We start from the raw sequence: 24,854 nt of genomic DNA, 5'->3' as shown, positions 1-24,854 counted from the left end.
TCGAATCCTTCCTATTGTGTGATAGAAACGATGCCAGTATCGCCTTAAAGGTTCGTGACTGGTCAGAACGGCATCTTGAAGCCGGGAGGAATCGGCAGGCCGGCGGTCAGCGCCTTGGTCTTTTCAGCAGCAGCAGCTTCCGCCTTGTCCTTGGCATCCTTGTGCGCGGCAACAATCAGGTCTTCGAGAATCTCGACATCGTCTTCCTTGAACAGCGACGGGTCGATCTTCAGGCTTTGCATCTCACCCTTGCCGTTGAGAATCACGGTAACGAGACCGCCACCCGATTTGCCTTCCGCATGGAGTTCGGCGATCTCCGCCTGCATCTTCTCCATCTTGGCCTGCATTTCCTTGACTTTGCCCATCATGCCCATGATGTCGCGCATTGTCTCGCTCCTTCTCGATACTTTAGAAAATTATGTCGTCGCCTGGCAGGATATCGCCCTCGTCGGATTCGGCAGCGGCCGGCGCCTTAACCTCCTCTTCCTCATCGGGCTCCGGCGCCCGCACGCGAACGTCGATGATCTTGGCGCCCGGAAACTGTGCGAGGATCGCCGCCACATCCGGATCTTGGCGGGCGTCGCTGACCTGCTGCGCCTTGGCGCTGGCTTCAGCCTCGACCATCGTCGGCTGGCCTTCCTCGCGGCTGAGGCTAACGATCCAATGGATGGCGGTCCAGTCCTTGAGCTTGACGGCCAGTTCGTTCAACAGCGTACCAGGGGCGCCCTCCGTCAGATTGACGTCGAGGCGGCCGGGCTCAATGCGAACGGGGCGAACGAAGTTGCGCACCAGTGCCTTGATCTTGGCATCGCGCCTTTCGCCGGCCAGATTGGCGATATCAGCGATGGAATTGACCGGCACCGATGGCTTCGGCGCCTCGGTGGGCTTTGTCTCAACGCGACCGACCGGCATGCTCTGGGGATCCGGATTGGGCACCGCACGCAGCATGGCGGTCGGCCCGGCGGGCTGCGGACGCGGGATCGATTCCGTCGATCGTGCGGCCAGATTGCCCTGATAGTTCACCGTTGCGCCGCCACCGCCATTGCCCGATGGGGCGGACGGACGCCCGTCACCGTTCGTCTCGGAAAACTCCGCGAGACGACGGGCAGCATCCTCAGGCGCCGGCAGATGCGCGGCGTGCGCCAGTCGGATGAGTACCATCTCAGCGGCTCCGGCCGGGCGCGAGGAGCCTTCAGCCTCCGGAATGCCTTTCAGCAGCATCTGCCAAATGCGCGACAACGCTGTCACTGCCACGCCCTGTGCGAATTCCGCAGCCTTGGAGCGTTCGATTTCACTCAGCGAAGGATCGTTCGCCGCATCCGGCACATATTTCAGCCGGGTGACCAGATGCGTGAAATCGGCAAGGTCGGTCAGCACCGCAACCGGGTTGGCGCCGGCTTCGTACTGGCTCTCGAATTCGCTGAGCGCTGCTGCGACATCGCCTTTGACGATGTGATGAAAGAGATCGACGATGCGGGCGCGGTCGGCAAGGCCGAGCATGCCACGCACCGTTTCAGCCAACACTGCGCCATTACCATGGGCGATTGCCTGATCGAGCAGCGATAGGCCATCACGCGCCGAGCCTTCGGCGGCACGGGCAATCATCGCCAGCGCATCGGGCTCAGCCTCGATGCCTTCCTTCGATGCGATCGTGGTGAAAAGGCCGACGAGATCAGAGGCGCTGATGCGGCGCAGGTCGAAGCGCTGACAGCGCGACAGGACCGTGATCGGGACCTTGCGGATCTCGGTGGTGGCGAAGATGAACTTCACATGTTCCGGTGGCTCTTCGAGCGTCTTCAGCAGACCGTTAAAGGCCTGCGTCGAGAGCATATGCACTTCGTCAATGATGTAGACCTTGTAGCGCGCCGAAACCGGGCGGTAGCGCACCTGCTCAATGATCTCGCGGATGTCATCGATACCGGTATGAGAGGCGGCGTCCATCTCGATGACGTCGACATGCCGGCCTTCCATGATCGCCTGGCAATGCTCGCCGGGGATGCGCAGATCGATCGTCGGCTTGTCAATCTCCGCCGTCTTGTAGTTCAGGGCGCGGGCAAGGATGCGGGCCGTCGTCGTCTTGCCGACCCCGCGAACGCCGGTCAGCATGTAGGCCTGGGCGATACGGCCGGTCTCGAAGGCGTTGGTCAGGGTCTGGACCATCGGCTCCTGGCCGACCATCAGATCCGTGAAATCCTTGGGGCGGTATTTGCGTGCCAGCACCCGGTATCCGGTGCCCGTCGAGGCGGCATCTTTTGACTGTCGCTCGGTGTCGCTCATCGCCCTGCTTAGCGCCCGGACTAATCGGGCAAAGGATGGAGAGAAGGGTGGGAGGCTGGCACGATGACCCGTGCCGGGCTCGTTAGGGCTGCTTCCTTCCGGACCTGACCCGGTTGGCGAGTGGCTCGTCCACCACCAACCTCCCGGATGCACATATCGGCAATATCGCCATCAAAAGCAAGCCAAGCTCAAAAAAAACTGCTAGCCTCCAGAAAACATGGAGGAATGCCTGTTGGATGATTTCAAGCTCGACCGTCGGTTGGAAAGCGACAGCGACAGCGTCATGCAGACGGGGCTGTGCGATCTCCGGCTGTCGAAGGATGCCCGCTGGCCGTGGCTGATCCTCGTGCCGCGGAGGACCGAGGTCACCGAAGTGTTCGAGTTGACCCCACTCGATCAGGTGTTGCTGACGTTCGAGACCGAGATGGTCGCCGCCGCACTGAAGAAGACGACCGGCGCCACAAAAATCAATATCGGGGCTCTTGGCAACATCGTCCGCCAGCTTCATGTTCACGTCATTGCCCGCTTCGAAGGCGATGCCAATTGGCCAAATCCGGTTTGGGGCTTTGGCAAGGCGGAACCTTATGCGGCGGATAAGAGAGATGACCTTATAGAGAAGTTGCGGGAAGCCCTTTCATCATGAGCCGTTCGCTTTTCGATTCGGATGTTCCGCATCCGGAACCCAGCAGCCTGACTGCCTTTGCTGCCAACGACCTGATCCGCGATTCCGAACATCGCGACGAGACGTCGGTCGACAAGGCCCTGGCCAAGGAAGGGACGCATATCTTCGCCTTCGCCGGCGACAAGCTGGTCCTCAAACATGACGGGCAGGTGCTCGATCCGCTGTTTGCACGCTATGAACTGAAGGACCTGCAGCCGAACTGGGACGAAACAGTGCTGCTCGGCTATCGCAAGACCGGGGAACCGCGTCTCGCCGTGCCGGTGGGTGTGCCGGAAGAGGAGCTCACCAGCCATTACAAGCCCTCGGATGGGCGTTCGCTGTTCCGCGAAATGCTGATCGACGAAGTCCTGCTCGGTGAGTTCGCCCAGGGAGCAAGCCTTATCCGCTGGAACCGGGACAACAAGTTCTGCGGCCGCTGCGGCTCGACCATGGAGATCCATATCGGCGGCTACAAGCGCGTCTGCGCTGCCTGCGGACACGAAATCTTCCCGCGCACAGATCCCGTCGTGATCATGCTTGTCATCGACGAGGAGCGCGATCTCTGCCTTCTTGGCCGCAGCCCTCATTTTGCGCCGGGCATGTATTCCTGTCTCGCCGGTTTCGTGGAGCCAGGCGAGACGATCGAGAACGCCGTGCGACGCGAGACACTGGAAGAATCCGGAATTCATACGGGAAGAATCCGCTATCACGCCTCGCAGCCTTGGCCGATGCCGCATACACTGATGATCGGCTGCTACGCCGAAGCCAAGTCCAAGGACGTCAAGTTCGACAGCCAGGAGCTGGAAGACTGCCGTTGGTTCACGCGCGAGGAAACGCTGGAGATGCTCGAGCGCCCCAGCGTAACCGGCAAGGCACCGCCCCCCAAGGGGGCAATCGCCCACCGGCTGATGCGCGACTGGGTGGAGTGGAAGAGGCAATGAGGCCAGATAGAATAAGGCCAATGACATGGCGCGCTCCGAACGCCTTTTGACGCTGCTGCAAACCCTGCGACGCTATCGCCGCCCGGTCAGTGGTGCCGTGCTCGCAACGGAGACCGGCGTCAGCATCCGCACACTTTACCGGGACATTTCGAGCCTGCAGGCGCAGGGCGCTTTGATCGAAGGAGAGCCGGGCCTCGGCTATGTACTTAAGCCGGGCTTCATGCTGCCACCGATGATGTTTTCACAGGACGAGATCGAGGCGCTCGTTCTCGGTTCGCGATGGGTCGCGCGTGCTGCAGATCCGCGGCTTGCCGCTGCCGGTGCAGACGCGCTGGCCAAGATCGGGGATGTGCTACCGCAAGAGATGCGCGACGAAATCGAAACATCGACGCTGCTCGTCCACCTAAAGCCGCCCGTCGCCGACAAGGCCGACCTCGGCGCCATTCGCAAGGCAATCCGCAGTGAACGCATCCTCACGCTGACTTATTCCGACGAGAGCGGCACCGTCTCCGTCCGCAATATCTGGCCTTTCGCGCTGAGCTATTTCGAACAGGTGCGCGTTGTTGTCGCCTGGTGCGAATTGCGTCAGGATTACCGTCACTTCCGCACCGACCGAATCGTCGAGATGACCCCGCAGGACGGGCGTTATCCGCGCCGACGCGCGGTGCTTCTGAAGGAATGGCGAGACCAGCAGGAAATTGCGCACTGAACTCGATGCTACTGCCATAAACTGACAGTGGTCAGCGCTACTATCGGTACCAATCCAACAGGAGGACCGATGATGACGAGCTCGAAACTCTCCCGATCGACGCGTGGAATTGATCCGGTCGAGGACAGCCCCGACCATGCAGGATACCCGCAATCCACGCTCCTTCGCATGATGCTAAACGCGTCGCGCCAGATGGCGCGGAGCAAGTATCCACGGCTCGATCCGGAAGCGTTGTCCGAGACGATGAAACGCGATCTCGGTTTCGTGGACTGGGGTCGCCCCTGCCACGAAGGATAGACTGCAAGAACGAACTCCCAAAACGCATAACCGACCGCCGCCGCTGCCGATGAGTGCAGCGGCGTTTCTTCGCCTGCCATCATCTCACGACGAGGATCACCCGATGAATAGCCCGAACCTTATCATTCTCTACGTCAAGGACCCTGCCGAAAGCACTAATTTCTACAAGTCCCTGCTCAACCGCGAGCCGGTGGCCGAAGCCCCGAACTTCGTCGCTTTCGCACTCGACGGCGGCTTCACGCTCGGCCTCTGGCGCCTGAGCAAGGTTACGCCGCAGCCGTCCGCCACCGGCAGCCGTGCCGAGATCGCCTTCATGGTTCCCGGAGAGAACGGCGTGTCCACGCTTTACGAGGACTGGCGCAAACGCCAGCTGCCCATCGCGCAGGATCTAACAGACATGGATTTCGGTCCGACCTTCGTCGTTCTCGACCCGGACGGCCATCGCTTGCGTGTGTGTGAGCCAGATAAGTAAACAAAAAAGGCGCCCGCAGGCGCCCCTTCATTTTTGTAGCTGGCCCCGCATCGGATGGCCCCTGTAGACGCCCAGGATGCGGACCTTCTCGGAGAAAAAGCGCAGTTCCTCCAGTGCGCGCCGGACGTTTGGATCGTTCGGATGTCCTTCGATGTCGGCATAGAACTGCGTCGCGACAAACTTGCCACCGAGCTGATAGCTCTCCAGTTTGGTCATGTTGATGTTGTTCGTCGCAAAGCCGCCGAGCGCCTTGTAGAGCGCGGCCGGGATGTTGCGGACGTTGAAGACGAACGTGGTGACAAGCTTCTCTTCGTCCGAGTTGCGATGCGCCCATTCCTCGTCGCGCGAGAGGACGACGAAGCGGGTGACATTGTTTTCGGTGTCCTCGACGTTCTCGGCCACGATGTCGAGGCCATAGAGATCCGCAGCAAGACGCGGCGCGAGCGCCGCCATCGAGCGGTCTCCGGTCTCCTGGACGAGCTTTGCGGCGCCCGCGGTGTCGCCGGCGATCACTGGCTTCCAGCCGTGCGAGCGAACGATCTTGCGGCACTGGCCGAGCGCATGGATATGACTGTGAACCGTGCGGATCTCATCCTTGGTGACGCCGGGAAGCACCATCAGCTGGAAGCGGATCGGCATGAAATACTCGCCGATGATGTGCAGGCGGGACTCCGGCAGAAGGTGATGGATATCGGCAACGCGACCAGCGATCGTGTTCTCGATCGGGATCATCCCGATATCGGCATCGCCATTCTCAACCGCCACGAATGCATCCTCGAACGTCTGGCATGGCAGCGGTTCCATGGTCGGAAACATGTCGCGGCACGCCATGTCGGAGTTCGCGCCGAATTCACCCTGAAAGGCGATCCTGTTGGTCTTGATATTCATGGAAAATCCGTCACTTCGATCTTGCGGAGAGAATGTGCCGCGCCTTTTCAAGGTCGGCGGGAGTATCGACACCGAGCGGAACCGTGTCAACGATCTCGACATCGATGCGCATTCCGGCCTCCAGAGCACGCAGCTGTTCGAGCGACTCGCGCTTTTCCAGCGTCGATGGTCCAAGCGTGACGAAACGCTCTAGGGCCGACCGGCGGTAAGCATAGAGGCCGATATGGTGATAGAGTGGTCCATCGCCGTAGGGTGCTGTCGCGCGCGTGAAGTAGAGAGCCTTCAGACGGCTTTCGGAGAGCGGTGAGCCGACGACCTTGACGATATGCGGCGCCGTCTTGTCTGCCTCGTTATCGATCGCGATCGTGAGTGTTGCGATGTCGACGCTCGGATCCTCCAGCGGGCGCAGCGCGGCACGAACGGTTTCCGGTTCGATCGTCGGCAAGTCGCCCTGCACGTTGACGACGAACTTGGCCTTCCCTTCCGGATCCACCTTTATGAGAGCTTCATAGATACGATCCGAACCGGACTGATGATCCTTGCTTGTCATGATGACGTCGAAGCCCGCCTCGGCGACGACATTGTAGACCTGCTGATCGTCAACCGCGACGACAACACGACCGATTGCCGCCTCCCTGGCACGCAGGGCCACCTGAACAATCATCGGCAGGCCGCAAATATCGGCAAGCGGTTTGCCCGGAAGACGGGTCGACGCCATGCGGGCCGGGATCAGCACGAGCACGTCATCTAAATTTGGACTGGTCATTGTTCGGGCCTTCTAATCCGGGCGGAAAGGTGTCAAAAAGTCTCACGCAGCAGCCCATTTAGACTGTTGCAACGAATAGCCAAAAGACATAGGTTCCGCGCGATTTCAAGATGGTCCGGTTTTATGTCTGCCGGCTGCAAGGGGAGCATTGCAGATGAATTCATACGTGAATACGGCGGTGGGGGCACTGCTCGGGACGGTTTTCGTCCTGATGTCTATCTCCATCGCGTCGGAGGGGATCTTTCATTCGGAAAAGCCCGAGAAGGAAGGTTTCGCGATCGTCGCCGAAGAGGCCCCCGCCTCTGGTGGCGGCGAGGCCGCACCGGCTGTAGCCGTTCCGATCGCGCAGCTGCTTGCGAAAGCGGACGCCAAGGCCGGTGAGACTGTATTCAAGAAGTGTCAGGCCTGTCATGACGCGACCAAGGGGGGGCCAAACAAAGTTGGCCCGGGCCTTTATGGTCTCGTCGATCGTCCAATCGCCACACACGAGGGCTTTGCCTATTCGTCAGCTATGAAGGACTTCTCCAAGGGCGGCAGCGAGAAGTGGACTTTCGACCATCTGAACCACTTCCTGGCAGCGCCCAAGAAGTATGTTGCCGGCACGGCAATGGGCTTTGCGGGGCTTCCGAAGGACACGGATCGCGCCAACGTCATCCTCTACCTTCACACTCTGGCCGATTCGCCGGTTCCGCTTCCCGATGCAAACGCACCGGATAGCGCGACGCAGTAAGTGCTACTCGGTTCCAGAAGGAAGATTGAAGCCCGGCCCCAGGCCGGGCTTTTTCTTTGCGCTAGGCGCCCAGCAAGAACGCCCAGAACGATACGGAGATGGCACCAAGCGCCGTCGTCAGCGTGATCGTCGATGCCGCTAGGCTGTGGCCGACGCCGAAACGATTGGCGATCAGCCATGCGTTGACGCCCGTCGGAACGGACGAAATCAGCACAAGGGCGGCCGTCCAGTCGCTGTCGAGCCCGACCAGATGGCTGGCCGTCCAGACGCAGGCGGGCAACAGCAGCAGCTTGAAGGCAGAGGTGACGCTGGCGATGCCCGCGTTGCCGGATAGTCCGTATCTTTCGAGTGCCATACCGAGTGAGATCAGCGCAACCGGCCCGGCGACGCCGGCAATCTGATCGACGATGGATTCCACGGGTCCCGGCATGGTGAGGCCTACAAGATGCATCGCAGCACCCCCGGCTAGGCCGATCACCAGCGGGTTTCTGAGGAGATTCTGAGCGATCTGGCGCACCACTTTGGCGATACTGCGCTCCTGTTTGCCGGCGATCTTGTGTTCGGCGCGCTCCATCATGATGGTCCCGATGATCATCATCACAGGCAGATGGACCGCGATCAAGATGGAGAGCGGCACGAGGCCCTTGTCGCCTACCGTTCGCTGGACGAGCGGTAGGCCGATGAAGATTGTGTTGGCGAAGGCTGACGACACGCCGGCGAGCACGCCAATGCGGTCATCGCGCCCGAAGAAACGCGTCGCGGCGATATGGGCCGCGACCCATGTCACTGCAACACCGGCGAAATAGGCGATCCAGAGGCGGAACGGCGAAGCACCGTGAAAATCGGCCTCGGCGATCGTGCGGAACAACAATAGCGGCACGGCGATCTTGAAGACGAATTCGCTCAGCGCATCGCCGATCTCCGCCTTCATCAGCCGCAATTTCACGGTCAACCAACCGATAAGGATCATGATGAAGATGGGAAGGACGTCGAAAATGATGGCTGACATTCAATGCGGCTGCCTTGCGAGAGATGATTATGCGTAGCAGCAAATCGGACGGGATGACAAACACGCTTGTCACAAAAACAAAAAAAGCGGGCCTCGCCCGCTTTTCGCATCCGGTCTTGCCGGACAGCCGGTTCGCGATACTGCCAGTCCATCCGTGGTCAGCGTCGCTCCGGTATCGTCGAAGGGCATCATCCCTTCTTCATTGGCTGCGGCCTGCAAGCCGCTCATGCCAATCTCGTTGAGGATTTTATAGGGACGGAAAATGACACGGGGATGACATCAGGGCGCATTTTTTTCGAAGAAGTCGGCGGCGCAAAGCGACTGCTTCCCACCAAAGGCACAACGCTGATCGACGCATGAAATGTTGCCGGCGCGGCCGGCCACCACATCCCTGTTGTCAACGGCTCTTGTGCCGGCCGGCAAAATCGTGCGATGTCCCATATCGGCTGGGGAGACCAACATGGGGGTAAATTTTGCCAACAGGTAAAGTCAAGTGGTTCAACCAGGACAAGGGCTTTGGGTTCATCACGCCGGATGACGGAGGCACCGACATTTTCTTGCACATCACGGCCGCTCAAAGAGGTGGAATCGACGCCGTGAAGGAAGGCATGAACATAGCGTTCGAAGTGGCGCAGGATCGTCGGACCGGCAGAACCTCTGCCGATAATATCCGGCAGCTTTGAAATGATCAGTGCGGCCGAAAGGCCGCACTGGCTTTGACGTGCGGAGACAATATGAAGCGTAGCTTGACTGTCGGCCTCTTCGTGCTTGCGGCTACCGGACCGTCATTTGCCGATGATGCGAGCTCCAAACTTGCGTTTTTCTACGACAGCTGCGTTTCCTCCGGTCCAGATTTCGAGCGCACGTCCGAGCGTGCGAAGGCAGGCGAATGGCCTTCAATGGCACAGGACCTGGCGCTGACTTTCACACCGATGGAAAACCCGGAGACGCTGGAAGGATGGATCGTCAGTGGTGGCGAAGCTGAGAGCTTTCGAGCGCTTGTGATCTCACGGGCGGAGGTCGGCGGCAAGATCGTCGAAGGCTGCACGGTCGCATTGGGCGACGTCGACGCAGCCGTCTTCGAGAAGGCCTTGGTCGAGAAGGCGAACGCTATCTCGGCAGGTCAAGAGCAAGGGCAGGATCGCGTCTATAAGCGTTATACCGCCACCATCAACGGGCGCAGCGAAGCGATTACCCTGACACTTCCGCTCTATGCAAAGGGCTCCGATCAGATTATCGCCAGCGCTGTGGCAGAGCAGCAGATCGAGCACTAGATCGCCCGCCACAGGCCATGCAGCCGTTTCAGGTCATATGAGATCTTAATTCCGGGTGCCCGGCGTCCGAATGGCATGACTATGGCTTGGTCCCCATCCTTATGACGGGACGTGGCGAACGTCGGTCAACGGTCGACGGCATCTTCACATCGCCGTTTGCCAACCAGCAGGAACCGTACATGCGTCGCCAAAAGAAGCCATTTGTCGTGGAGATCAAGAAAACACGCCGGCTTTTTCCCAGGCCGCCATCAAAAAGCGACGTTCCTTTGGAGAAGGCCAACCTCGACGATGAGAAGCGCGTCCACAACGAGTTTGCACCGGGCGCGCGACCAAGCGACGAAAGGCAACTAGGATGGTGAGCAGGAGCCTCCCTCATGAGTATTTTTTCCTCAACGGCTCGCGGTCCGACGGACCGGTTATCGGCCATATCGACGGCAGGCCGATCCCAGCTCGCGTGATCGACGTTCGAGGCAGCCGCTATCGCTTCGTCGGCGTTGTCCGCCGCGATCGACGTGGCAGGCTCGATGTGTCCGCCTTGCGCAAGAACGAGTGGCTTGTGGTCCCTCCCCGACCTCATCTATGCCGCGGTCGCCTGAATAACCTCTCGCCGAACCACTACAATGCCACGGAGGGTTCGTTGCATCGGCAGGGGCGGATTTTGTGACAGGATGGACGCTCGAAGCGGCATTTCCGCTTCCCATGCGGCAAAAATTCGCTAAGACCGGTCACCGGCTATCACCAAAACCGGGACCTTCCCTTTCATGACCAAATTCGATGTTCTGACTGTCGGCAACGCTATCGTCGATATCATCGCGCGTTGCGACGACCAGTTCCTCATTAACAACGAGATCACCAAGGCGGCGATGAATCTCATCGACGCCGAGCGCGCCGAACTTCTCTATGCGCGCATGGGACCAGCGGTGGAAGCCTCCGGCGGCAGCGCTGGCAACACGGCAGCTGGCGTCGCGAGCTTCGGTGGCAAAGCGGCCTATTTCGGCAAGGTCGCGGAAGACCAGCTTGGCGCGATCTTCGCCCACGACATCCGCGCACAGGGCGTTCACTATCAGACGCAGCCGAAGGGGACATTCCCGCCGACCGCGCGCTCGATGATCTTCGTCACCGACGACGGCGAGCGCTCGATGAACACCTACCTCGGCGCCTGCGTCGAACTCGGGCCTGAGGACGTCGAGGCCGACGTGGTTGCCCAGTCCAAGGTCACCTATTTCGAAGGATACCTCTGGGATCCGCCGCGCGCCAAGGAAGCGATCCGTGAATGCGCCCGCATCGCTCATGAGAACGGCCGCGAGATGTCGATGACGCTCTCCGACAGCTTCTGCGTTGATCGCTATCGCGGCGAATTCCTCGACCTGATGCGCTCCGGCACCATCGATATCGTCTTCGCCAATCGCCAGGAAGCGCTGGCGCTCTACGAAACCGACGACTTCGAAGAAGCGCTGAACAGCATCTCCAAGGACTGCAAGATCGCAGCCGTGACGATGAGCGAGAACGGCGCGGTGATCCTGAAGGGCAACGATCGCTTCTATGTGGATGCGATCAAGATCAAGGAATTGGTGGATACGACCGGCGCAGGCGATTTGTTCGCTGCCGGCTTCCTCTATGGCTACACGCAGGGCCGGACGCTGGAAGACTGCGGCAAGCTCGGCTGCCTTGCGGCCGGCATCGTGATCCAGCAGATCGGCCCGCGTCCGATGAAGTCTCTAGCCGAGGCCGGCAAGCAGGCGAACCTTATTTAAAGGCTTCGCCCGGATAAGCGCCCCAGATTTCCGACTGCGCCACCCAGCCTTCGGCGCCGTCGGTTTTGGCGAAGCACCAGTCGCCATTGCATTCACCGATGTTCATCATGACGCCGGGCTCCAGCTTGGCAACGACGCTTGCCGACGGCAGGGCGTCGCGGCGCATGTTGACGTAGACGGACTTGCCCTTGCCTTTCATCCACGGGGCAGCGATCGCCGCACGCGAACCCGACAGCAACGATTGGTTGACCCAACCCTCGGTGCCGTCCGCATCGCGGATCTGACGCCAGTTATCGTATTCCTGGATGATCTCGACCGGCAGGCCGGCCTTCAGATACATCCACGCGGCGGCATAGTCCGTGCCGGGGCCAATGCGCAGGTTGACGCGCTTGGACTTGAGCGTGACGAAACGCGGCAGCGGCAGGCCGCTCGGTCCCTTTGCCGCCTGTGCGGTGGCCATTTCAGCAGTTCCCGCCGAAAGTACGAAACCGATCGCAAGGGCGAGGCAAGATTTCAGGACTTTGCTATGCATGGGGCTTCCGTTTGCTCAGAGGAGGGCAGGACTGCTGCCTGATTCCGGGAATTCGACATTCCTACGCACGCTGGACGAGTTTTGTTTGTCTTCGCGCGCGGGTCTGGTAGAAATTGCCCGGAACGGGAAAATTATCCCGCGTCTTGGTTAAGGACCTCTGAACAAGTTAGCGCCAGCGCACATGACGACGAAGAAAAAACCGAAGGTCTACATCACGCGGAAGCTGCCCGATGCGGTCGAAACGCGCATGCGCGAACTCTTCGACGCGGAACTCAATATCGACGATGCGCCGCGCTCCAAAGCCGAGTTGATTGCTGCCGTCAAAAGCGCCGATGTACTGGTTCCGACGGTCACCGACCGGATCGACGCAGCCCTGATCGAGGAGGCCGGACCGCAGCTGAAGCTGATTGCCAGCTTCTCGAACGGCACCGACCACATCGACGTGGAGGCGGCAGCTCGCAAGGGTATCACGGTTACCAACACGCCGAACGTGCTGACCGAGGACACGGCCGACATGACAATGGCGCTTATCCTCGCCGTGCCGCGCCGGCTGGGGGAAGGTGCGCGCGTGCTGACCGATCAGCCGGGTGAATGGGCTGGATGGTCACCGACATGGATGCTCGGGCGGCGCATCCATGGCAAACGCATCGGCATCGTCGGCATGGGCCGGATCGGCAGCGCCGTCGCCCGCCGCGCCAAGGCTTTCGGACTCTCAATCCACTACCACAACCGCAAGCGGGTCAACCCGGCAACGGAGGACGAGTTGGAGGCAACCTATTGGGAGAGCCTCGACCAGATGCTGGCACGCGTCGACATCGTCTCGGTCAACTGCCCGTCAACACCGGCGACCTTTCATCTGCTATCGGCGCGCCGTCTGGCGCTGCTGCAGCCGACGGCCTACCTCGTCAACACTGCCCGCGGCGACGTGGTCGATGAGGCGGCGCTGATCAAGAGCCTGCGGGAGGGCAAGCTGGCAGGCGCTGGTCTCGACGTGTTCGAGAATGAGCCGGCGGTCAATCCGAAGCTGATCAAGCTTGCCAACGAGGGCAAGGTCGTACTTTTGCCGCACATGAGTTCGGCGACGATCGAAGGCCGCATCGACATGGGCGACAAGGTGATCATCAATATCCGCACTTTCATCGACGGCCATCGTCCGCCGAACCGCGTGCTGCCCGGCCGCTAAAGCAGTTCAGTGCTTCGCGGAATCACTGAACTGATTATCCCATTGTTTTTACGCAATTCTGGACGGAAAACCGAGCCGCCCTTTTCCTGGAATTGCTTTAGACCGAGACCGGCTTGCTCATCTCGATCGAGGTCGCCCTGGTGAAGCCGGGATGCGCGTTTTCGGCGACTTTCTCAAATCCCCAGCGCGAGAAGACGTCGTGATTTTCGACGAGCTCGATGCGTGTCTCGAGCCGCAGCGACGCGAGACCGCGGTCCTGCGCCGCCTGTTCTGCCACCGCCAGCAGCCGGCGGCCGACGCCCCGGCCTTGCGACTCCGGCGCGATCGCCAGCTTACCGATGTAAAGGCAATCCTCCTCCGGCCGCAGGAAGATGCACCCGCTCAAGGTGTCGCCTTGCATCGCCGCATAGGCGATTTCGGCGCACGCCTTGTCGGCAAGCGTCGCCGGCGTGAGCTTCAAGGCAGAGGATGGCGGATCGATGCGGTCGTTCATATAGGCGAACGACGACAGGATCAGTGCCAGCAGCTCATCCCATCGCTGAAAGCCTTCGTCGATGCGGACGATTTTCATGAGGCCTGGCTCTGCCTCGGGCGCCGACGCCTATAGCGGATCGTGTCGAAGCGCGCAGCAAGCGCGTCGTAGAGCAGTAGCCGGCCGATTAGCGGTTCGCCGGTGCCGGTAATCAATTTGATTGCCTCCATCGCCATCAGCGTGCCAATCACGCCGGTCAGCGCGCCGATGATGCCGGTTTCCGCACAGGCCGGGATCAGACCAGCCGGTGGCTTCTCCGGAAATAGATCGCGATAGGTCGGGTTCGGCGTGCCGTCCTGCGCCCTCTCATAGGGTTTGAGCACCGTGACGGAGCCGTCGAAGCGTCCGACGGCGCCCGTCACCAACGGGATTTGTGCCGTCTCGGCGGCGTCGGCTGCAGTATAGCGGGTATCGAAATTGTCCGAGCCATCGATCAGGAGGTCGAAACCCGAGAGATGGCGGCGGGCAGACTCCGGTGAAAAGCGCTCCTCGAAGCGGATCACATTGACGTGCGGGTTCAATCGGGCGATCGCGAAGGCCGCACTTTCCGTCTTCAGCTCGCCGATCGTGCCGGAATCGTGGATCACCTGCCGTTGCAGGTTGGAAAGCGAAACCCGGTCGTCATCGGCAATGCCGAGCGTGCCGATACCGGCGGCGGCGAGATATTGCAGGACCGGCGCTCCCAGCCCACCGGCGCCGACGACCAGCACACGGGCGGCTTTTAGTTTCTGCTGGCCTGCGCCACCGATCTCGGGAAGCAGGATATGACGCTGATATCGCGCGATTTCTTCCGGGCTGAGGGGTTCCATAAGCGCGATGCTAACACGGCCTTTGGCTAAGGGGGAAGCGACATCGGTCATTCGAAAACCTTTCCGTCGGCAACGGTGAAGAATTGCGCACGCTCACCGAGGGCGGAAAACATCGCGCGGTCTGTACCCGTCATGAAGGCCTGACCGCCCAGTGCGTCGATGAGGTCAAAAAGGGCAGCACGCCTGCCTTCGTCAAGATGCGCGGCGATCTCATCGAGCAGCAAGATCGGCGCGTGGCCGGTGAGATTGGCAACCAGCCGGGCATGGGCGAGAATCAGCCCCACCAACAGCGCCTTTTGCTCGCCGGTCGAACAGCGCGCCGCTTCCATCTGCTTTTGCCGGTGGCGGACGATGAGATCGCCGCGATGCGGGCCGTCGAGCGTGCGGCCGGCGGCGGCATCGCGATAACGGCTTTCGGCAAGCATGGCGGCGTACTCGTCCTCGAGATCGACAGCTGGCCGCGAGAACTGGCCGTCCATAAAGCCAGCGAGTTCGAGTGCCGCAGCCGGAAACGGGGAGGTATCGTGCGTTTCCTCTATGAGGCGGGTGAGAAGGCCGAGCATCTCCTGGCGCGCCATCGCCATGGCAATACCAAGGCTCGCCATTTGCTGTTCGATGCCGGAAAGCCAAGCGGGATCGAAGCGGCGCTCGTCGAGCAGCTTGTTGCGGCTGCGCATGGCGCGCTCGAAATCGCTGGCCCGACGGCCGTGAGCAGGATCGAGCGAAAGCACCAAGCGATCGAGAAAACGGCGGCGCTCGGACGAGCCGCCGGTGAAGAGGCCATCCATCGAGGGCGTCAGCCACAGGAGGCGCAAATGGTCGGTCAGTTCGTCAGCCGACTTTGCCGGCGTGGCATTGATGCGCAAACGCCGGGAGACGCTATCATCGGTGGTGTCGACGCCGGTACCGATCTCCACCTCGCCTTCCATGCCGTCGAGTTCAGCGAAAATCGAAAAGCCGCCATTCGCGCCGACGCGGGTAATGTCGCCATAGGTAGCACGGCGCAAACCGCGGCCCGGCGACAGGAGGGAAACGGCTTCCATCAGATTGGTTTTGCCGGCGCCATTGTCTCCTGTCAACACCACATGCCGACCGTCGAGCGACAGCGAGACCGACGCGTAGTTGCGAAAGTCGGTCAGCTTGAGACGGGACAGGGAGACCTTGTGCGGCATGCGACATCCGGATTCGTGATGCCCGAGAGCTAAGCGCAACGGGGGCGGATGGCAAGGGTGCGAGACGCAGTAGCGATGCCGATGCGCGCATGAGCGTGCATGCGGACGCGGCATCGACGCGATAGAAGGTGCATCGCAGGAGGATCGTATGATAATGTCGAGACCGGGTGGTGGGGTGTGTGATGAGACGTTTGACGAGAACGCGGACGGCGATTGGCGGTGTAGCGGCCCTGTTGGTTGCGTATCTGGTTGTCGCCTATTTCTTCATTCCTGAAATATGGATCCATCGCGATGCCGGCCGCATCGCGGAATTCGGTCCAATGGTGACAACCACCGAACAGGACATTCCCGGCGACCCCATTAATGTGGGGCTTGTCGGCTCGAGGGAGGAAGTGCTTCGGGCATTCGCAGCGGCAGGATGGGATCCGGCCGACAAGATCACGCTGCAGACATCGGCCGAAATCGGCTTGAGCGTCGTGCTCGATCGACCCGACCTCGACGCTCCCGTGAGCCCATTGCTGTTTGAGGGCCGCAAGCAGGATCTGGCGTTTGAAAAGGCCGTGGGCAAGAGCGCCGACGAGCGCCACCACGTCCGTTTCTGGGAAACCAAGAATACCGGTGAAGATGGGCGCCCACTGTGGCTCGGCTCGGCGAGCTTTGACCGCGGGGTCGGTTTCAGCCACGACACCGGCCAGATCACCCATCACATTGCACCTGATGTCGATGCCGAGCGGGATCTGACTATCGGCGATCTTCAGACAGCCGGGCAATTGTCGTCGACCTACGAGATCGCGGGCATCGGTGCCACGAAGACCGGCCGCAACGGTGGCGGCGACCCGTATTTCACCGATGGGAAAGCACTGATCGGCGTCCTGCGCGGCGCCACCACGCAGTAAGCTCGCTTCCACGCCGCGTGAAATCGGTGGAGGATACGGGCCGAATCACGGGAGGTGCGCCCTTGAAGATTTCCGCAGCACAGACCTTGGTTTCGCCTGATATCGCGGCGAACGGCAGCACAATACGCAGCACGATAGCAGCCGCGGCCACAGCGGCGCGCGTGTCATCAACTTTTGCGAAGGCGCGCTTTCGGAATATTCGAAGTTCCAGATCATGCATCCCGACGATTGGGTGAAATTTGGAGGCAGCAGGAGGCGGAGCTTAGGGCGATCGCCGACCTGTGCGGTGATCTTCGCATCTTTGCGGTTGTCGGTGGAGCACATCGGCTGGCGGAGGGCTACCAACAGCCTCTATGTCTTCTCCTACACCGGGACACTTCTCACTCACTACGACAAGAGGTTCTTGTCGAACAGCGAACTGGGCGGCTGGTACTCTCCGGGCACCGCACCGATCACGTTATCGACGGCTATCGATTCGGCTGCGCTATCTGCATCGAATCTACGTTTCCGGAAGTGTTCCAGGAATATGCGAATCTCGACGTCTATGCCGTACTCTTTTCCTCGTATGGCATTGCCGAATGTTTCCAGATTGCGCTCCGCGCCCAGGCGGGGCTGAACTGCATCTGGATCGGCGGTGCGACGCCGGTGCAGAAGGCCGCCAAAGGGCGGCAGGCGTCATCGGCCCGGACGGGAAATGGCTGAGGCAGTGTCCCGACACTCCCGAACCAAGCTTGGTAACCGCAGTGCTCGATCGCGACGACCCTGACTACGACATTCCATTGCAGAGGGCCCGGGCCATGGCGGCTGAAGGCGCGGCAGGGTGACATCTATCGCGAGAAGATGGTCGACGATCCCAGAAGCGAAGACAGAAGCGGCTATTGACGCGCAATGCTGCCTTGCGTCGCAGGGCCTTCATCTTAAGACGTCAACCGCCTATATGAGCGAGGTCGCGGGTTGCGACGTGCTGGAGTTCATGATGGATACCGAAATACAGGGCCGTGCAGCGCATGTGGCCGCCATTCGCGAGCGCGCCGAAGCCGAAATGAAGGCGATGGGCATCGACGAAGCGTTCATTGATCGGCTGGTCGAGACGTTTTATGGCCGCGTGCTGCAGCATCCGACGCTTGGACCGGTGTTCGATGCCCGGCTTTCCGGCCGTTGGACCGAGCATATGCAGAAGATGAAGAGCTTCTGGTCGTCCGTCGCGTTCCGCAGTGGCGCCTACGGCGGCAAGCCGGTGCAGGCGCATACCGGTGTTGCGAACATGTCGCCCGATCTCTTCCCGCAATGGCTGGCGCTGTTTTCCGAGACGCTCAGCGATATCGCCCCGAACCTGGATGCCAAAGCCTGGTTCATGGCGACCGCCGAACGGATCGCCAGGAGCCTGACGCTATCGCTGTTCTACAATCCGGCGCTCGACGACCCGCAGCGCAAGCCCGCCTAAGCTATTTCAAGCAACACGCTTGTAGAAAAGCGTGGTAGCGCAGAGGCCGCCCTCCGGCCACAACGCATAATCCGGGATGACACCGACCCGCTCCCAGCCCAGTCGCGGATAGATGGCCTCGGCATCGCTGCCGGTTGCTGTATCAAGCACGAGAAGCGTCTTGCCGCGCACGGCGGCTTCTCGTTCCGCAGCCTCCATCAGCAGGCGCGCAAGTCCCTTACCGCGAGCGGAGCGATGCACCAGCAGCTTCTTCAGATCGCCGCGATGCGGCTGGTTCGGCATCTGCGCCGCGCCGACCTGCACCGTGCCGACGGCCCTGCCGTCGATCTCGGCCACGAAAAGCAGCGTCGCGCCTGATGCAACAGCATCCGCGACGCCCTGCCAATAAGGCTCGGCATCGGCATTGGTGTAGGGCTGCATGAAGCCGACCGAGGCGCCATCGCTTACGCAGTCGGCCAGCACCTCGCAGAGGTCGGGGATCGCCGCGCGGGCTTCTGCCGCATCAAGAAGGCGGATCGTTGCCATCATCACTTTTCTCCTGAAATGAATTAGCGCCCGCGCCGGTCGAGCACGACGCAATAGCGGGCGGGAATGGGGCCAGGATTATGAAAAACATGGCCTTCGCTGACCGGCATGAACAGGCAGTCGCCAGGCAGGAGACGGTAGACCGTTTCGCCTGTCGTCATCTCCATTTCGCCATCAAACAGCCAGATATGCTGCATCATGCCGCTGCTGGCCGCATGCGGCGGGAAAGTGACGCGGGCACCGGCTGGAAATTCGACGTCGACGATATCGACGTCCGAGGCGGTTCCCGGCGGCGAGACGGAGCGTCTGAGATAACCCGTCTCCGGATCCCGCCAGACCTGCTGTTCCTGCCGGCGCGACAGCGGCGAAACCTCGCCCTCCTCTGCGAAGAAGGCGGAAAGCGATAGACCCAGTGCTGCGCAGACCCGTGCCAGCAGCGACGCGGTCGGGCTCGCCTCGCCGCGCTCGATACGCGAGATCATTGCGCGGCTGACGCCCGACTCGTTGGCGAGATCATCCAGCGTCAGCTTCTTTTGCACTCGCAGCTTGCGGATGCGAACGCCGATCGCCGTTTCCAGTCCCTGATCCATCACCCGATTCCATTTTCTCCACTATAATAGAAATGCATAGTCTGATGGTGGAATCAAGCGCTACGTTTCCGTCCGAGAAACAGTCATTTATCGTAAACGAACCCCTGCTTTTCCGCTTTGCGGCAAGGGGCGGCGCTGCTATATGGCGCGCATGAGCACCAATCCGACGACTCCGCTTTCCCATATCCGCAACTTCTCGATCGTGGCCCACATCGACCACGGCAAATCGACGCTTGCCGACCGCCTGATCCAATCGACCGGCGGCCTGGCCGAACGCGAGATGTCCGAGCAGGTGCTTGACAACATGGATATCGAGCGTGAGCGCGGCATCACCATCAAGGCCCAGACGGTGCGCCTGCACTACAAGGCCAAGGATGGCGAAACCTATATCCTGAACCTGATCGACACACCCGGCCACGTCGACTTCGCCTACGAAGTCTCCCGTTCACTCTCTGCCTGCGAAGGCTCGCTGCTCGTCGTCGATGCCAGCCAAGGGGTCGAGGCGCAGACGCTTGCGAACGTCTACCAGGCGATCGACAACAACCATGAGCTGGTCACCGTCCTCAACAAAATCGATCTGCCGGCGGCCGAGCCTGACCGCATCAAGGAGCAGATCGAGGAAGTGATCGGCATCGATGCCTCCGAAGCAGTGCTTATTTCGGCGAAGACCGGCCTCGGCATCCCCGACGTTTTGGAAGCGATCGTGCAGAAGCTGCCGGCGCCAAAGAGCCCCGGCGGCGAAAAGGCGCCGCTGAAGGCATTGCTCGTCGACAGTTGGTACGACACCTATCTCGGCGTCATGGTTCTTGTCCGCGTCATCGACGGCGTGCTGACCAAGGGCCAGACGATCCGCATGATGGGCACGGATGCCAAGTACCAGGTGGAGCGCGTCGGCGTACTGACGCCGAAGATGGTCAATGCCGACAGCCTCGGCCCCGGCGAGATCGGCTTCATCACCGCCTCGATCAAGGAAGTCGCCGATACCCGCGTCGGCGATACAATCACCGAGGACAAGCGCCCGACCGCCGAAGCCCTGCCCGGCTTCAAGCCGGCACAGCCGGTGGTTTTCTGCGGCCTCTTCCCGGTCGATGCGGCCGATTTCGAGGATCTCCGTGCGGCCATGGGCAAGCTTCGCCTCAACGACGCCTCCTTCTCTTTCGAGATGGAATCGTCGGCTGCCCTCGGCTTCGGTTTCCGCTGCGGCTTCCTCGGCCTGCTGCACCTCGAAATCATCCAGGAACGCCTTGAACGTGAATTCAATCTCGACCTGATCGCCACCGCACCTTCGGTCGTGTACCAGCTGACGATGACGGACGGCACCGAGCGCGAGCTGCACAACCCGGCCGACATGCCCGACGTCGTCAAGATTGACGAGATTCGCGAACCCTGGATCAAGGCGACGATCATGACGCCCGACGACTATCTCGGCGGCATCCTCAAGCTCTGCCAGGATCGCCGCGGCATCCAGACCGAACTCACTTATGTCGGCACCCGCGCGATGGTGACCTACGAGCTGCCGCTCAACGAAGTCGTCTTCGACTTCTACGACCGTCTGAAGTCGATTTCGAAGGGCTACGCGTCCTTCGACTATCACCTCGAAGGCTATCGCGCCGGCAACCTCGTAAAGATGTCGATCCTCGTCAACGGCGAGCCGGTCGATGCTCTCTCGATGCTGGTACACCGCGCCGCCGCCGAAAAGCGTGGCCGCGATATGTGCGAGCGGCTGAAGGAGCTGATCCCAAAGCACATGTTCAAGATCCCGATCCAGGCAGCGATCGGCGGCAACGTCATTGCCCGCGAGACCATCTCGGCGCTGCGCAAGGACGTGACGGCGAAGTGCTACGGCGGCGACGCCACCCGCAAGCGCAAACTTCTGGAAAAACAGAAGGAAGGAAAGAAGCGCATGCGCCAGTTCGGCAAGGTGGAGATCCCGCAGGAGGCCTTTATCGCTGCCCTCAAGATGGGCGACGAGTAAGGAACCATTTTCAGCCCGGCCGGCGCGACGCATGGCCGGGCTGCTACATGATCCCGCCTTGCCTTAGCTGCAGGCCATGTACTCCTTCACCAGTCCTTCATAGGCGTCCATCTCAGGTAGCGCCTCATAGCTGCGGACCGCGCCGGTTTCGGCGAAGGGCAACTTTTCGCGCGTCCAGGTTTCGATAAACGGTTTGAACCAGCGCGGATCGTCCAGCATCGTCGGACGAAGGTTGACGAACCAATCCATTCCCTCCGGCCGTGTGAACATCCACGTCATGCAGTGACCACAGAAATAGTGATGCGCCTCGGCACCGTGCAGACCGCCGATCACGGGCTCCCCTTCCGTGATCGCAAAACCTTCCGCCGGGATCGCGGCGCTCAGCGAATAGGCGCTCGACGACATCTTCTGGCAGCCCGTGCAATGGCAGGCCATGGTCAGCAGCGGCTTGGTGCTAATCTTCAGTCGCACGCGGCCGCATCGGCAGCCGCCCTCCCAAGGCAGATTGACTTCGCTCATCACGTCCTCCTTTCGTCATGTTCAATCTAGCGGCAGGCAGTCCGGCGTCAAACCTAACCGCCGCGAACGGCAAACGTATACCGACAGCCGCAGCGCTTCCTAGAGCATCGGGAAGTTGCGATCCCGCTCGGACATCTGCGCGACGGGCAGTGGCCAGGCGATCGCGATTTTGGGATCGAGCGCGTTGACCCCGCCTTCGGCCCCCGGCGCGTAAGGCTTGTCGTGCAGGTAGATCAACTCGCAGTTTTCCGTCAGCGTCTGGAAACCATGGGCAAAACCCGGCGGGATCATCATCGAACGAGCGTTCTCGGCGGAGAGAACCTCACCATGCCATTGGAGATAGGTCGGCGAACCCGGCCTCAGATCGACAGCCGCATCGAACACGGCGCCGGCGAGGCAGGAGACGAATTTCGCCTCGTCGTGCGGGGCCTGCTGGAAATGCATCCCGCGAATGGCCCCCTTTGCCTGTGTCATCGTGTGATTGATCTGCGCGATGCAGCCGACGCCGAAATCGGAAAGCTCCGCAGTGCAGAAGAAGCGCGAGAAGAAGCCGCGCTCATCGCCGAGGCGCTGGCGCTCGATGACGACGAGGTTGCTGAGGGCAGTGGGGATGCGGGTGAAACGGGACATCTGTTCGCGATCGAGAAGCAAGCACGCTATCTAGCGTCATACTCCATAGCGCCGGCAATTCAAGACGTACACCAAGTTCGCCTCAGGCCATTGAGTTGGCTACGCACATCTGTATAAGCGAGCAGTCCCCTGCGCGAATCGAGAACGAGAAACGCTGTGATCACTATCCATCCCACGGCACGGATAAGTGCCTTGGCCGATATCGAGGATTCAACACGAGGAACTTCGATTTCCATCGGTGAAGGATCGATGATCGACAGCTTCGTCAAGATCAAGCCGGCCGGTGGAGCGGGAGATCTCCAGATCGGACGTTTCTCCTACGTCAATAGCGGTTGCGTGTTCTACACCGGTAACGGCATCTCGATTTCAGACAATGTTCTTATCGCCGCTAACTGCACGTTTGCGCCCGTCAACCATGCCTATAAGGATAGCGGGAAACTGATTCGGGAACAGGGATTTCTGCCAAGCCGGGGAGGTATCATTGTCGAGGATGATGTCTGGATTGGCGCAAACTGCGTTGTCCTGGATGGAGCGATCTTGCGTCAAGGCTGTGTGATCGCGGCCGGATCATTGGTTCGCGGCGAAGTGGCGCCTTTTACCGTTTGCGCGGGCAATCCGTTGAAGGTCGTGGGGCAGCGAAATTGAACTTTACCATTCTGGGAGGAACTGGCTTTGTCGGCAGCCACGTGGCGCGCTACCTCACAGGATTGGGGCATACTGCTTTCGTGCCCGATCGCTCCCAGTCCCTGGTGGATGCCTGCAATGGGGCGCACGTTATCTACGCTATCGGCCTAACGGCGGATTTTCGAGAGCGGCCGTTTGACACAATTGAAGCGCATGTCAGCGTCGCAGCGGACCTCCTCAGGCAGGCGGACTTCAAGTCATTCCTTTATCTTTCCTCTACGCGCGTTTACGTCCGCAGTTCGGATACATCAGAGGATAGGTCGCTTTCAGTTTTGCCCGAGGATCCATCCGACCTTTACAACATTTCGAAGCTGGCCGGTGAGGCGGTATGCTTGGCCAGCGGACGAACCAACGTTCGGATCGCACGGCTATCCAATGTGGTGGGGCCGCAAACTGCAGCGACAGAGAGCTTCGCAGGCGCTTTGTGCCGCGAAGGAGCACGTGGCCATATCCAACTCAAAACCGACCTCAACTCCTCCAAAGACTACATCTGGATAGACGATGTTGCGGCTCTATTGCACCGCATCAGCCTGGCAGGGCGGCACAAGATCTACAATGTCGCAAGTGGCATGCAGATCAGTCACGCGCAATGGATCTCAGCAATCTCGACACAAACCGGTTGCTCTTTTTCGGTAGACGACAACGCTCCCATGAGCAGCTTCCCGCCAATTGCTACGAGTCGCATACGCGAGGAGTTTGACTTTCACCCACAACCCGTGTTGCAGCGGATTTCGACGATTCTGGAACATTCGTCCGCAACATTTTAGGATCCGCGCACGAACACGGCGGCAACAGAGGATTTCATATGGATCCCATCAAGCAATTCATGGACGAGCGAGCAGCAACAGCTGCCACCTACAACGCAGACGTCGACTTCCAGAAGGCATCCCGCCATTGGCGCGAACTGTCTATGGATAAGCGTTATGTCTATAACTTCGATTGGTTGGGCCGCCCGATCATCCAGTACCCGCAGGATATCCAGGCAGTGCAAGAGTTGGTCTGGCGCACGCGGCCAGACCTCATCATCGAAACTGGCATTGCGCATGGCGGCTCGCTGGTTCTGAGTGCTTCGCTCCTTGCAATGCTTGACATGTGTGACGCGATCGCCGTGGGAGCTACGATCGACCCGAGGGTATCAAAGCGGAAGGTCGTCGGCATCGATATCGACATCCGTGCCCATAACCGGGCGGCGATCGAAGCTCATCCGATGTCCAGCAGAATTTCGATGCTGCAGGGCTCGTCGATTGCCCGTGACGTCGTCGATCAGGTCAAGTCGATGGCACGCGGCTACGAACGCGTAATGGTCTGCCTCGATTCGATGCACACCCATGAGCATGTTCTGGCGGAACTCGAAGCCTACGCACCGCTCGTTACCCCCGACTGCTACTGTGTCGTTTTCGATACCTTCGTCGAAGATCTCCCGCCAGGCTTTTTTGCCGATCGTCCTTGGAACGTCGGCGATAATCCGAAAACGGCTGTACACACCTATCTCAAGTCGCACTCGGAATTCGAGATCGATCGCGACTTCGAAAGCAAACTGATGGTAACTGTCGCGCCGGATGGTTTTCTTCGGCGTCGAGCCTAG

General features: G+C 60.5%; 30 protein-coding genes and 1 other RNA gene. 17 read left to right on the top strand and 14 right to left on the bottom strand.

Annotated elements, in window-relative coordinates:
• Window positions 1-62 precede the first annotated feature (62 nt).
• The 3 genes from K9B32_RS05420 to ffs form a co-directional block, all read right to left on the bottom strand.
• Complete coding sequence (locus K9B32_RS05420) at window positions 63-386, bottom strand: YbaB/EbfC family nucleoid-associated protein (protein ID WP_007799011.1); 324 nt, start codon at window positions 384-386, stop codon at window positions 63-65.
• 22 nt (window positions 387-408) lie between these two features.
• Window positions 409-2,277 carry a DNA polymerase III subunit gamma/tau gene (locus tag K9B32_RS05415; RefSeq protein WP_224560890.1) on the bottom strand — a complete coding sequence of 623 codons (1,869 nt, stop codon included), beginning with the start codon at window positions 2,275-2,277 and terminating at the stop codon, window positions 409-411.
• 47 nt (window positions 2,278-2,324) lie between these two features.
• An RNA gene (gene ffs, locus K9B32_RS05410) (signal recognition particle sRNA small type) lies at window positions 2,325-2,421 on the bottom strand.
• A gap of 88 nt (window positions 2,422-2,509) precedes the next feature.
• On the opposite strand from ffs, the gene K9B32_RS05405 reads away from it, so the two are divergent.
• The 5 genes from K9B32_RS05405 to K9B32_RS05385 all read left to right on the top strand — a co-directional run bounded on the left by K9B32_RS05405 (window position 2,510) and on the right by K9B32_RS05385 (window position 5,357).
• Window positions 2,510-2,920 carry an HIT domain-containing protein gene (locus K9B32_RS05405; RefSeq protein ID WP_224560889.1) on the top strand — a complete coding sequence of 137 codons (411 nt, stop codon included), beginning with the start codon at window positions 2,510-2,512 and terminating at the stop codon, window positions 2,918-2,920.
• Window positions 2,917-3,879, top strand: a complete 963-nt coding sequence (nudC, locus tag K9B32_RS05400; RefSeq protein WP_224560888.1) for an NAD(+) diphosphatase — start codon at window positions 2,917-2,919, stop codon at window positions 3,877-3,879. Before K9B32_RS05405 ends, nudC begins: the two co-directional genes overlap by 4 nt.
• Before the next feature lie 25 nt (window positions 3,880-3,904).
• Entirely contained in the window at window positions 3,905-4,588 is a 684-nt protein-coding gene (locus K9B32_RS05395; protein ID WP_224560887.1) for a helix-turn-helix transcriptional regulator, read from the top strand.
• A 69-nt stretch (window positions 4,589-4,657) separates the two neighbouring features.
• A complete protein-coding gene (locus K9B32_RS05390) occupies window positions 4,658-4,885 on the top strand; it encodes a hypothetical protein (RefSeq protein ID WP_224560886.1) in 228 nt (75 codons plus the stop codon).
• A 103-nt stretch (window positions 4,886-4,988) separates the two neighbouring features.
• Complete coding sequence (locus K9B32_RS05385; protein WP_224560885.1) at window positions 4,989-5,357, top strand: VOC family protein; 369 nt, start codon at window positions 4,989-4,991, stop codon at window positions 5,355-5,357.
• A 27-nt stretch (window positions 5,358-5,384) separates the two neighbouring features.
• On the opposite strand, the gene K9B32_RS05380 is transcribed toward K9B32_RS05385, so the two are convergent.
• Both K9B32_RS05380 and K9B32_RS05375 read right to left on the bottom strand, forming a co-directional pair.
• Window positions 5,385-6,245: a prephenate dehydratase gene (locus K9B32_RS05380; protein ID WP_007799024.1), complete on the bottom strand. Its 861-nt coding sequence runs from the start codon at window positions 6,243-6,245 to the stop codon at window positions 5,385-5,387.
• Between the two features lie 10 nt (window positions 6,246-6,255).
• Entirely contained in the window at window positions 6,256-7,011 is a 756-nt protein-coding gene (locus tag K9B32_RS05375; protein WP_224560884.1) for a 3-deoxy-manno-octulosonate cytidylyltransferase, read from the bottom strand.
• A gap of 154 nt (window positions 7,012-7,165) precedes the next feature.
• Here K9B32_RS05375 and K9B32_RS05370 point away from each other — a divergent pair, with 154 nt between their 5' ends.
• Window positions 7,166-7,741 carry a c-type cytochrome gene (locus K9B32_RS05370; protein WP_224560883.1) on the top strand — a complete coding sequence of 192 codons (576 nt, stop codon included), beginning with the start codon at window positions 7,166-7,168 and terminating at the stop codon, window positions 7,739-7,741.
• A 61-nt stretch (window positions 7,742-7,802) separates the two neighbouring features.
• Here K9B32_RS05370 and K9B32_RS05365 read toward each other — a convergent pair whose 3' ends face one another.
• Window positions 7,803-8,750, bottom strand: coding sequence for an AEC family transporter (locus K9B32_RS05365; RefSeq protein ID WP_224560882.1), 948 nt, complete (start codon window positions 8,748-8,750; stop codon window positions 7,803-7,805).
• 473 nt (window positions 8,751-9,223) lie between these two features.
• On the opposite strand from K9B32_RS05365, the gene K9B32_RS05360 reads away from it, so the two are divergent.
• The 3 genes from K9B32_RS05360 to K9B32_RS05350 all read left to right on the top strand — a co-directional run bounded on the left by K9B32_RS05360 (window position 9,224) and on the right by K9B32_RS05350 (window position 11,778).
• Entirely contained in the window at window positions 9,224-9,433 is a 210-nt protein-coding gene (locus K9B32_RS05360; protein ID WP_037083657.1) for a cold-shock protein, read from the top strand.
• Between the two features lie 51 nt (window positions 9,434-9,484).
• On the top strand, window positions 9,485-10,024 hold the full coding sequence (locus K9B32_RS05355) for a hypothetical protein (protein ID WP_224560881.1): 540 nt from the start codon (window positions 9,485-9,487) through the stop codon (window positions 10,022-10,024).
• Window positions 10,025-10,785: 761 nt separating this feature from the next.
• Window positions 10,786-11,778, top strand: a complete 993-nt coding sequence (locus K9B32_RS05350; protein WP_224560880.1) for an adenosine kinase — start codon at window positions 10,786-10,788, stop codon at window positions 11,776-11,778.
• Here K9B32_RS05350 and K9B32_RS05345 read toward each other — a convergent pair.
• Entirely contained in the window at window positions 11,771-12,310 is a 540-nt protein-coding gene (locus K9B32_RS05345) for an SH3 domain-containing protein (protein WP_224560879.1), read from the bottom strand. The genes K9B32_RS05350 and K9B32_RS05345 overlap by 8 nt on opposite strands.
• 181 nt (window positions 12,311-12,491) lie before the next feature.
• Here K9B32_RS05345 and K9B32_RS05340 point away from each other — a divergent pair, with 181 nt between their 5' ends.
• Window positions 12,492-13,493: a 2-hydroxyacid dehydrogenase gene (locus tag K9B32_RS05340; RefSeq protein ID WP_224560878.1), complete on the top strand. Its 1,002-nt coding sequence runs from the start codon at window positions 12,492-12,494 to the stop codon at window positions 13,491-13,493.
• 97 nt (window positions 13,494-13,590) lie between these two features.
• On the opposite strand, the gene K9B32_RS05335 is transcribed toward K9B32_RS05340, so the two are convergent.
• The 3 genes from K9B32_RS05335 to recF are packed head-to-tail and all read right to left on the bottom strand — an operon-like array spanning window position 13,591 to window position 16,006.
• Window positions 13,591-14,064 carry a GNAT family N-acetyltransferase gene (locus tag K9B32_RS05335; RefSeq protein WP_224560877.1) on the bottom strand — a complete coding sequence of 158 codons (474 nt, stop codon included), beginning with the start codon at window positions 14,062-14,064 and terminating at the stop codon, window positions 13,591-13,593.
• The gene (locus K9B32_RS05330; protein ID WP_224560876.1) at window positions 14,061-14,885 is read right to left on the bottom strand and encodes a molybdopterin-synthase adenylyltransferase MoeB; all 825 of its coding nucleotides are present in this window, start codon (window positions 14,883-14,885) and stop codon (window positions 14,061-14,063) included. The genes K9B32_RS05335 and K9B32_RS05330 overlap by 4 nt, the downstream gene beginning before the upstream one ends.
• A complete protein-coding gene (gene recF, locus K9B32_RS05325; protein ID WP_224560875.1) occupies window positions 14,882-16,006 on the bottom strand; it encodes a DNA replication/repair protein RecF in 1,125 nt (374 codons plus the stop codon). The genes K9B32_RS05330 and recF overlap by 4 nt, the downstream gene beginning before the upstream one ends.
• A 182-nt stretch (window positions 16,007-16,188) precedes the next feature.
• On the opposite strand from recF, the gene K9B32_RS05320 reads away from it, so the two are divergent.
• The 3 genes from K9B32_RS05320 (at window position 16,189) to K9B32_RS05310 (ending at window position 18,346) form a co-directional block, all read left to right on the top strand.
• Window positions 16,189-16,902: an LssY C-terminal domain-containing protein gene (locus K9B32_RS05320; RefSeq protein WP_224560874.1), complete on the top strand. Its 714-nt coding sequence runs from the start codon at window positions 16,189-16,191 to the stop codon at window positions 16,900-16,902.
• A gap of 228 nt (window positions 16,903-17,130) precedes the next feature.
• Window positions 17,131-17,604 carry a hypothetical protein gene (locus K9B32_RS05315; protein WP_224560873.1) on the top strand — a complete coding sequence of 158 codons (474 nt, stop codon included), beginning with the start codon at window positions 17,131-17,133 and terminating at the stop codon, window positions 17,602-17,604.
• A 274-nt stretch (window positions 17,605-17,878) separates the two neighbouring features.
• Entirely contained in the window at window positions 17,879-18,346 is a 468-nt protein-coding gene (locus K9B32_RS05310) for a group III truncated hemoglobin (protein ID WP_224561296.1), read from the top strand.
• Between the two features lie 6 nt (window positions 18,347-18,352).
• On the opposite strand, the gene K9B32_RS05305 is transcribed toward K9B32_RS05310, so the two are convergent.
• Both K9B32_RS05305 and K9B32_RS05300 read right to left on the bottom strand, forming a co-directional pair.
• A complete protein-coding gene (locus K9B32_RS05305) occupies window positions 18,353-18,871 on the bottom strand; it encodes a GNAT family N-acetyltransferase (protein ID WP_224561295.1) in 519 nt (172 codons plus the stop codon).
• A 23-nt stretch (window positions 18,872-18,894) separates the two neighbouring features.
• The gene (locus tag K9B32_RS05300) at window positions 18,895-19,461 is read right to left on the bottom strand and encodes a helix-turn-helix domain-containing protein (RefSeq protein WP_224560872.1); all 567 of its coding nucleotides are present in this window, start codon (window positions 19,459-19,461) and stop codon (window positions 18,895-18,897) included.
• Window positions 19,462-19,603: 142 nt separating this feature from the next.
• Here K9B32_RS05300 and lepA point away from each other — a divergent pair, with 142 nt between their 5' ends.
• Window positions 19,604-21,436, top strand: a complete 1,833-nt coding sequence (gene lepA / locus K9B32_RS05295; protein ID WP_224560871.1) for a translation elongation factor 4 — start codon at window positions 19,604-19,606, stop codon at window positions 21,434-21,436.
• Window positions 21,437-21,499: 63 nt separating this feature from the next.
• On the opposite strand, the gene K9B32_RS05290 is transcribed toward lepA, so the two are convergent.
• Both K9B32_RS05290 and K9B32_RS05285 read right to left on the bottom strand, forming a co-directional pair.
• On the bottom strand, window positions 21,500-21,955 hold the full coding sequence (locus tag K9B32_RS05290) for a GFA family protein (protein ID WP_224560870.1): 456 nt from the start codon (window positions 21,953-21,955) through the stop codon (window positions 21,500-21,502).
• 99 nt (window positions 21,956-22,054) lie between these two features.
• Window positions 22,055-22,585: a dTDP-4-dehydrorhamnose 3,5-epimerase family protein gene (locus tag K9B32_RS05285; RefSeq protein ID WP_224560869.1), complete on the bottom strand. Its 531-nt coding sequence runs from the start codon at window positions 22,583-22,585 to the stop codon at window positions 22,055-22,057.
• A 192-nt stretch (window positions 22,586-22,777) separates the two neighbouring features.
• Between K9B32_RS05285 and K9B32_RS05280 the strand changes: the two genes are divergently transcribed.
• The 3 genes from K9B32_RS05280 to K9B32_RS05270 are packed head-to-tail and all read left to right on the top strand — an operon-like array spanning window position 22,778 to window position 24,854.
• A complete protein-coding gene (locus tag K9B32_RS05280) occupies window positions 22,778-23,230 on the top strand; it encodes an acyltransferase (RefSeq protein WP_224560868.1) in 453 nt (150 codons plus the stop codon).
• Complete coding sequence (locus K9B32_RS05275) at window positions 23,227-24,036, top strand: NAD-dependent epimerase/dehydratase family protein (RefSeq protein ID WP_224560867.1); 810 nt, start codon at window positions 23,227-23,229, stop codon at window positions 24,034-24,036. The genes K9B32_RS05280 and K9B32_RS05275 overlap by 4 nt, the downstream gene beginning before the upstream one ends.
• A gap of 38 nt (window positions 24,037-24,074) precedes the next feature.
• Window positions 24,075-24,854, top strand: coding sequence for a cephalosporin hydroxylase family protein (locus tag K9B32_RS05270; protein ID WP_224560866.1), 780 nt, complete (start codon window positions 24,075-24,077; stop codon window positions 24,852-24,854).

The sequence above is a fragment of the Rhizobium sp. 3T7 genome, assembly GCF_020166565.1.
Taxonomy (GTDB): domain Bacteria; phylum Pseudomonadota; class Alphaproteobacteria; order Rhizobiales; family Rhizobiaceae; genus Rhizobium.
The sequence above is the reverse complement of the archived record's forward strand: the minus strand, read 5'-3'. Positions and strand labels throughout refer to the sequence as shown.

Excerpts from the sequence above, each read along its gene's own strand:
- K9B32_RS05355 (WP_224560881.1), top strand. The coding sequence starts at position 9,485 with ATGAAGCGTAGCTTGACTGTCGGCCTCTTCGTGCTTGCGGCTACCGGA.
- K9B32_RS05390 (WP_224560886.1), top strand. The coding sequence starts at position 4,658 with ATGATGACGAGCTCGAAACTCTCCCGATCGACGCGTGGAATTGATCCG.
- K9B32_RS05415 (WP_224560890.1), bottom strand. The coding sequence starts at position 2,277 with ATGAGCGACACCGAGCGACAGTCAAAAGATGCCGCCTCGACGGGCACC.
- recF (WP_224560875.1), bottom strand. The coding sequence starts at position 16,006 with ATGCCGCACAAGGTCTCCCTGTCCCGTCTCAAGCTGACCGACTTTCGC.
- K9B32_RS05300 (WP_224560872.1), bottom strand. The coding sequence starts at position 19,461 with ATGGATCAGGGACTGGAAACGGCGATCGGCGTTCGCATCCGCAAGCTG.
- K9B32_RS05365 (WP_224560882.1), bottom strand. The coding sequence starts at position 8,750 with ATGTCAGCCATCATTTTCGACGTCCTTCCCATCTTCATCATGATCCTT.
- K9B32_RS05310 (WP_224561296.1), top strand. The coding sequence starts at position 17,879 with ATGGATACCGAAATACAGGGCCGTGCAGCGCATGTGGCCGCCATTCGC.
- K9B32_RS05320 (WP_224560874.1), top strand. The coding sequence starts at position 16,189 with ATGAGACGTTTGACGAGAACGCGGACGGCGATTGGCGGTGTAGCGGCC.
- K9B32_RS05370 (WP_224560883.1), top strand. The coding sequence starts at position 7,166 with ATGAATTCATACGTGAATACGGCGGTGGGGGCACTGCTCGGGACGGTT.
- K9B32_RS05380 (WP_007799024.1), bottom strand. The coding sequence starts at position 6,245 with ATGAATATCAAGACCAACAGGATCGCCTTTCAGGGTGAATTCGGCGCG.
- nudC (WP_224560888.1), top strand. The coding sequence starts at position 2,917 with ATGAGCCGTTCGCTTTTCGATTCGGATGTTCCGCATCCGGAACCCAGC.
- K9B32_RS05385 (WP_224560885.1), top strand. The coding sequence starts at position 4,989 with ATGAATAGCCCGAACCTTATCATTCTCTACGTCAAGGACCCTGCCGAA.
- K9B32_RS05330 (WP_224560876.1), bottom strand. The coding sequence starts at position 14,885 with ATGACCGATGTCGCTTCCCCCTTAGCCAAAGGCCGTGTTAGCATCGCG.
- K9B32_RS05345 (WP_224560879.1), bottom strand. The coding sequence starts at position 12,310 with ATGCATAGCAAAGTCCTGAAATCTTGCCTCGCCCTTGCGATCGGTTTC.
- K9B32_RS05285 (WP_224560869.1), bottom strand. The coding sequence starts at position 22,585 with ATGTCCCGTTTCACCCGCATCCCCACTGCCCTCAGCAACCTCGTCGTC.
- K9B32_RS05340 (WP_224560878.1), top strand. The coding sequence starts at position 12,492 with ATGACGACGAAGAAAAAACCGAAGGTCTACATCACGCGGAAGCTGCCC.
- lepA (WP_224560871.1), top strand. The coding sequence starts at position 19,604 with ATGGCGCGCATGAGCACCAATCCGACGACTCCGCTTTCCCATATCCGC.
- K9B32_RS05290 (WP_224560870.1), bottom strand. The coding sequence starts at position 21,955 with ATGAGCGAAGTCAATCTGCCTTGGGAGGGCGGCTGCCGATGCGGCCGC.
- K9B32_RS05375 (WP_224560884.1), bottom strand. The coding sequence starts at position 7,011 with ATGACCAGTCCAAATTTAGATGACGTGCTCGTGCTGATCCCGGCCCGC.
- K9B32_RS05270 (WP_224560866.1), top strand. The coding sequence starts at position 24,075 with ATGGATCCCATCAAGCAATTCATGGACGAGCGAGCAGCAACAGCTGCC.
- K9B32_RS05350 (WP_224560880.1), top strand. The coding sequence starts at position 10,786 with ATGACCAAATTCGATGTTCTGACTGTCGGCAACGCTATCGTCGATATC.
- K9B32_RS05395 (WP_224560887.1), top strand. The coding sequence starts at position 3,905 with ATGGCGCGCTCCGAACGCCTTTTGACGCTGCTGCAAACCCTGCGACGC.
- K9B32_RS05305 (WP_224561295.1), bottom strand. The coding sequence starts at position 18,871 with ATGGCAACGATCCGCCTTCTTGATGCGGCAGAAGCCCGCGCGGCGATC.
- K9B32_RS05420 (WP_007799011.1), bottom strand. The coding sequence starts at position 386 with ATGCGCGACATCATGGGCATGATGGGCAAAGTCAAGGAAATGCAGGCC.
- K9B32_RS05335 (WP_224560877.1), bottom strand. The coding sequence starts at position 14,064 with ATGAAAATCGTCCGCATCGACGAAGGCTTTCAGCGATGGGATGAGCTG.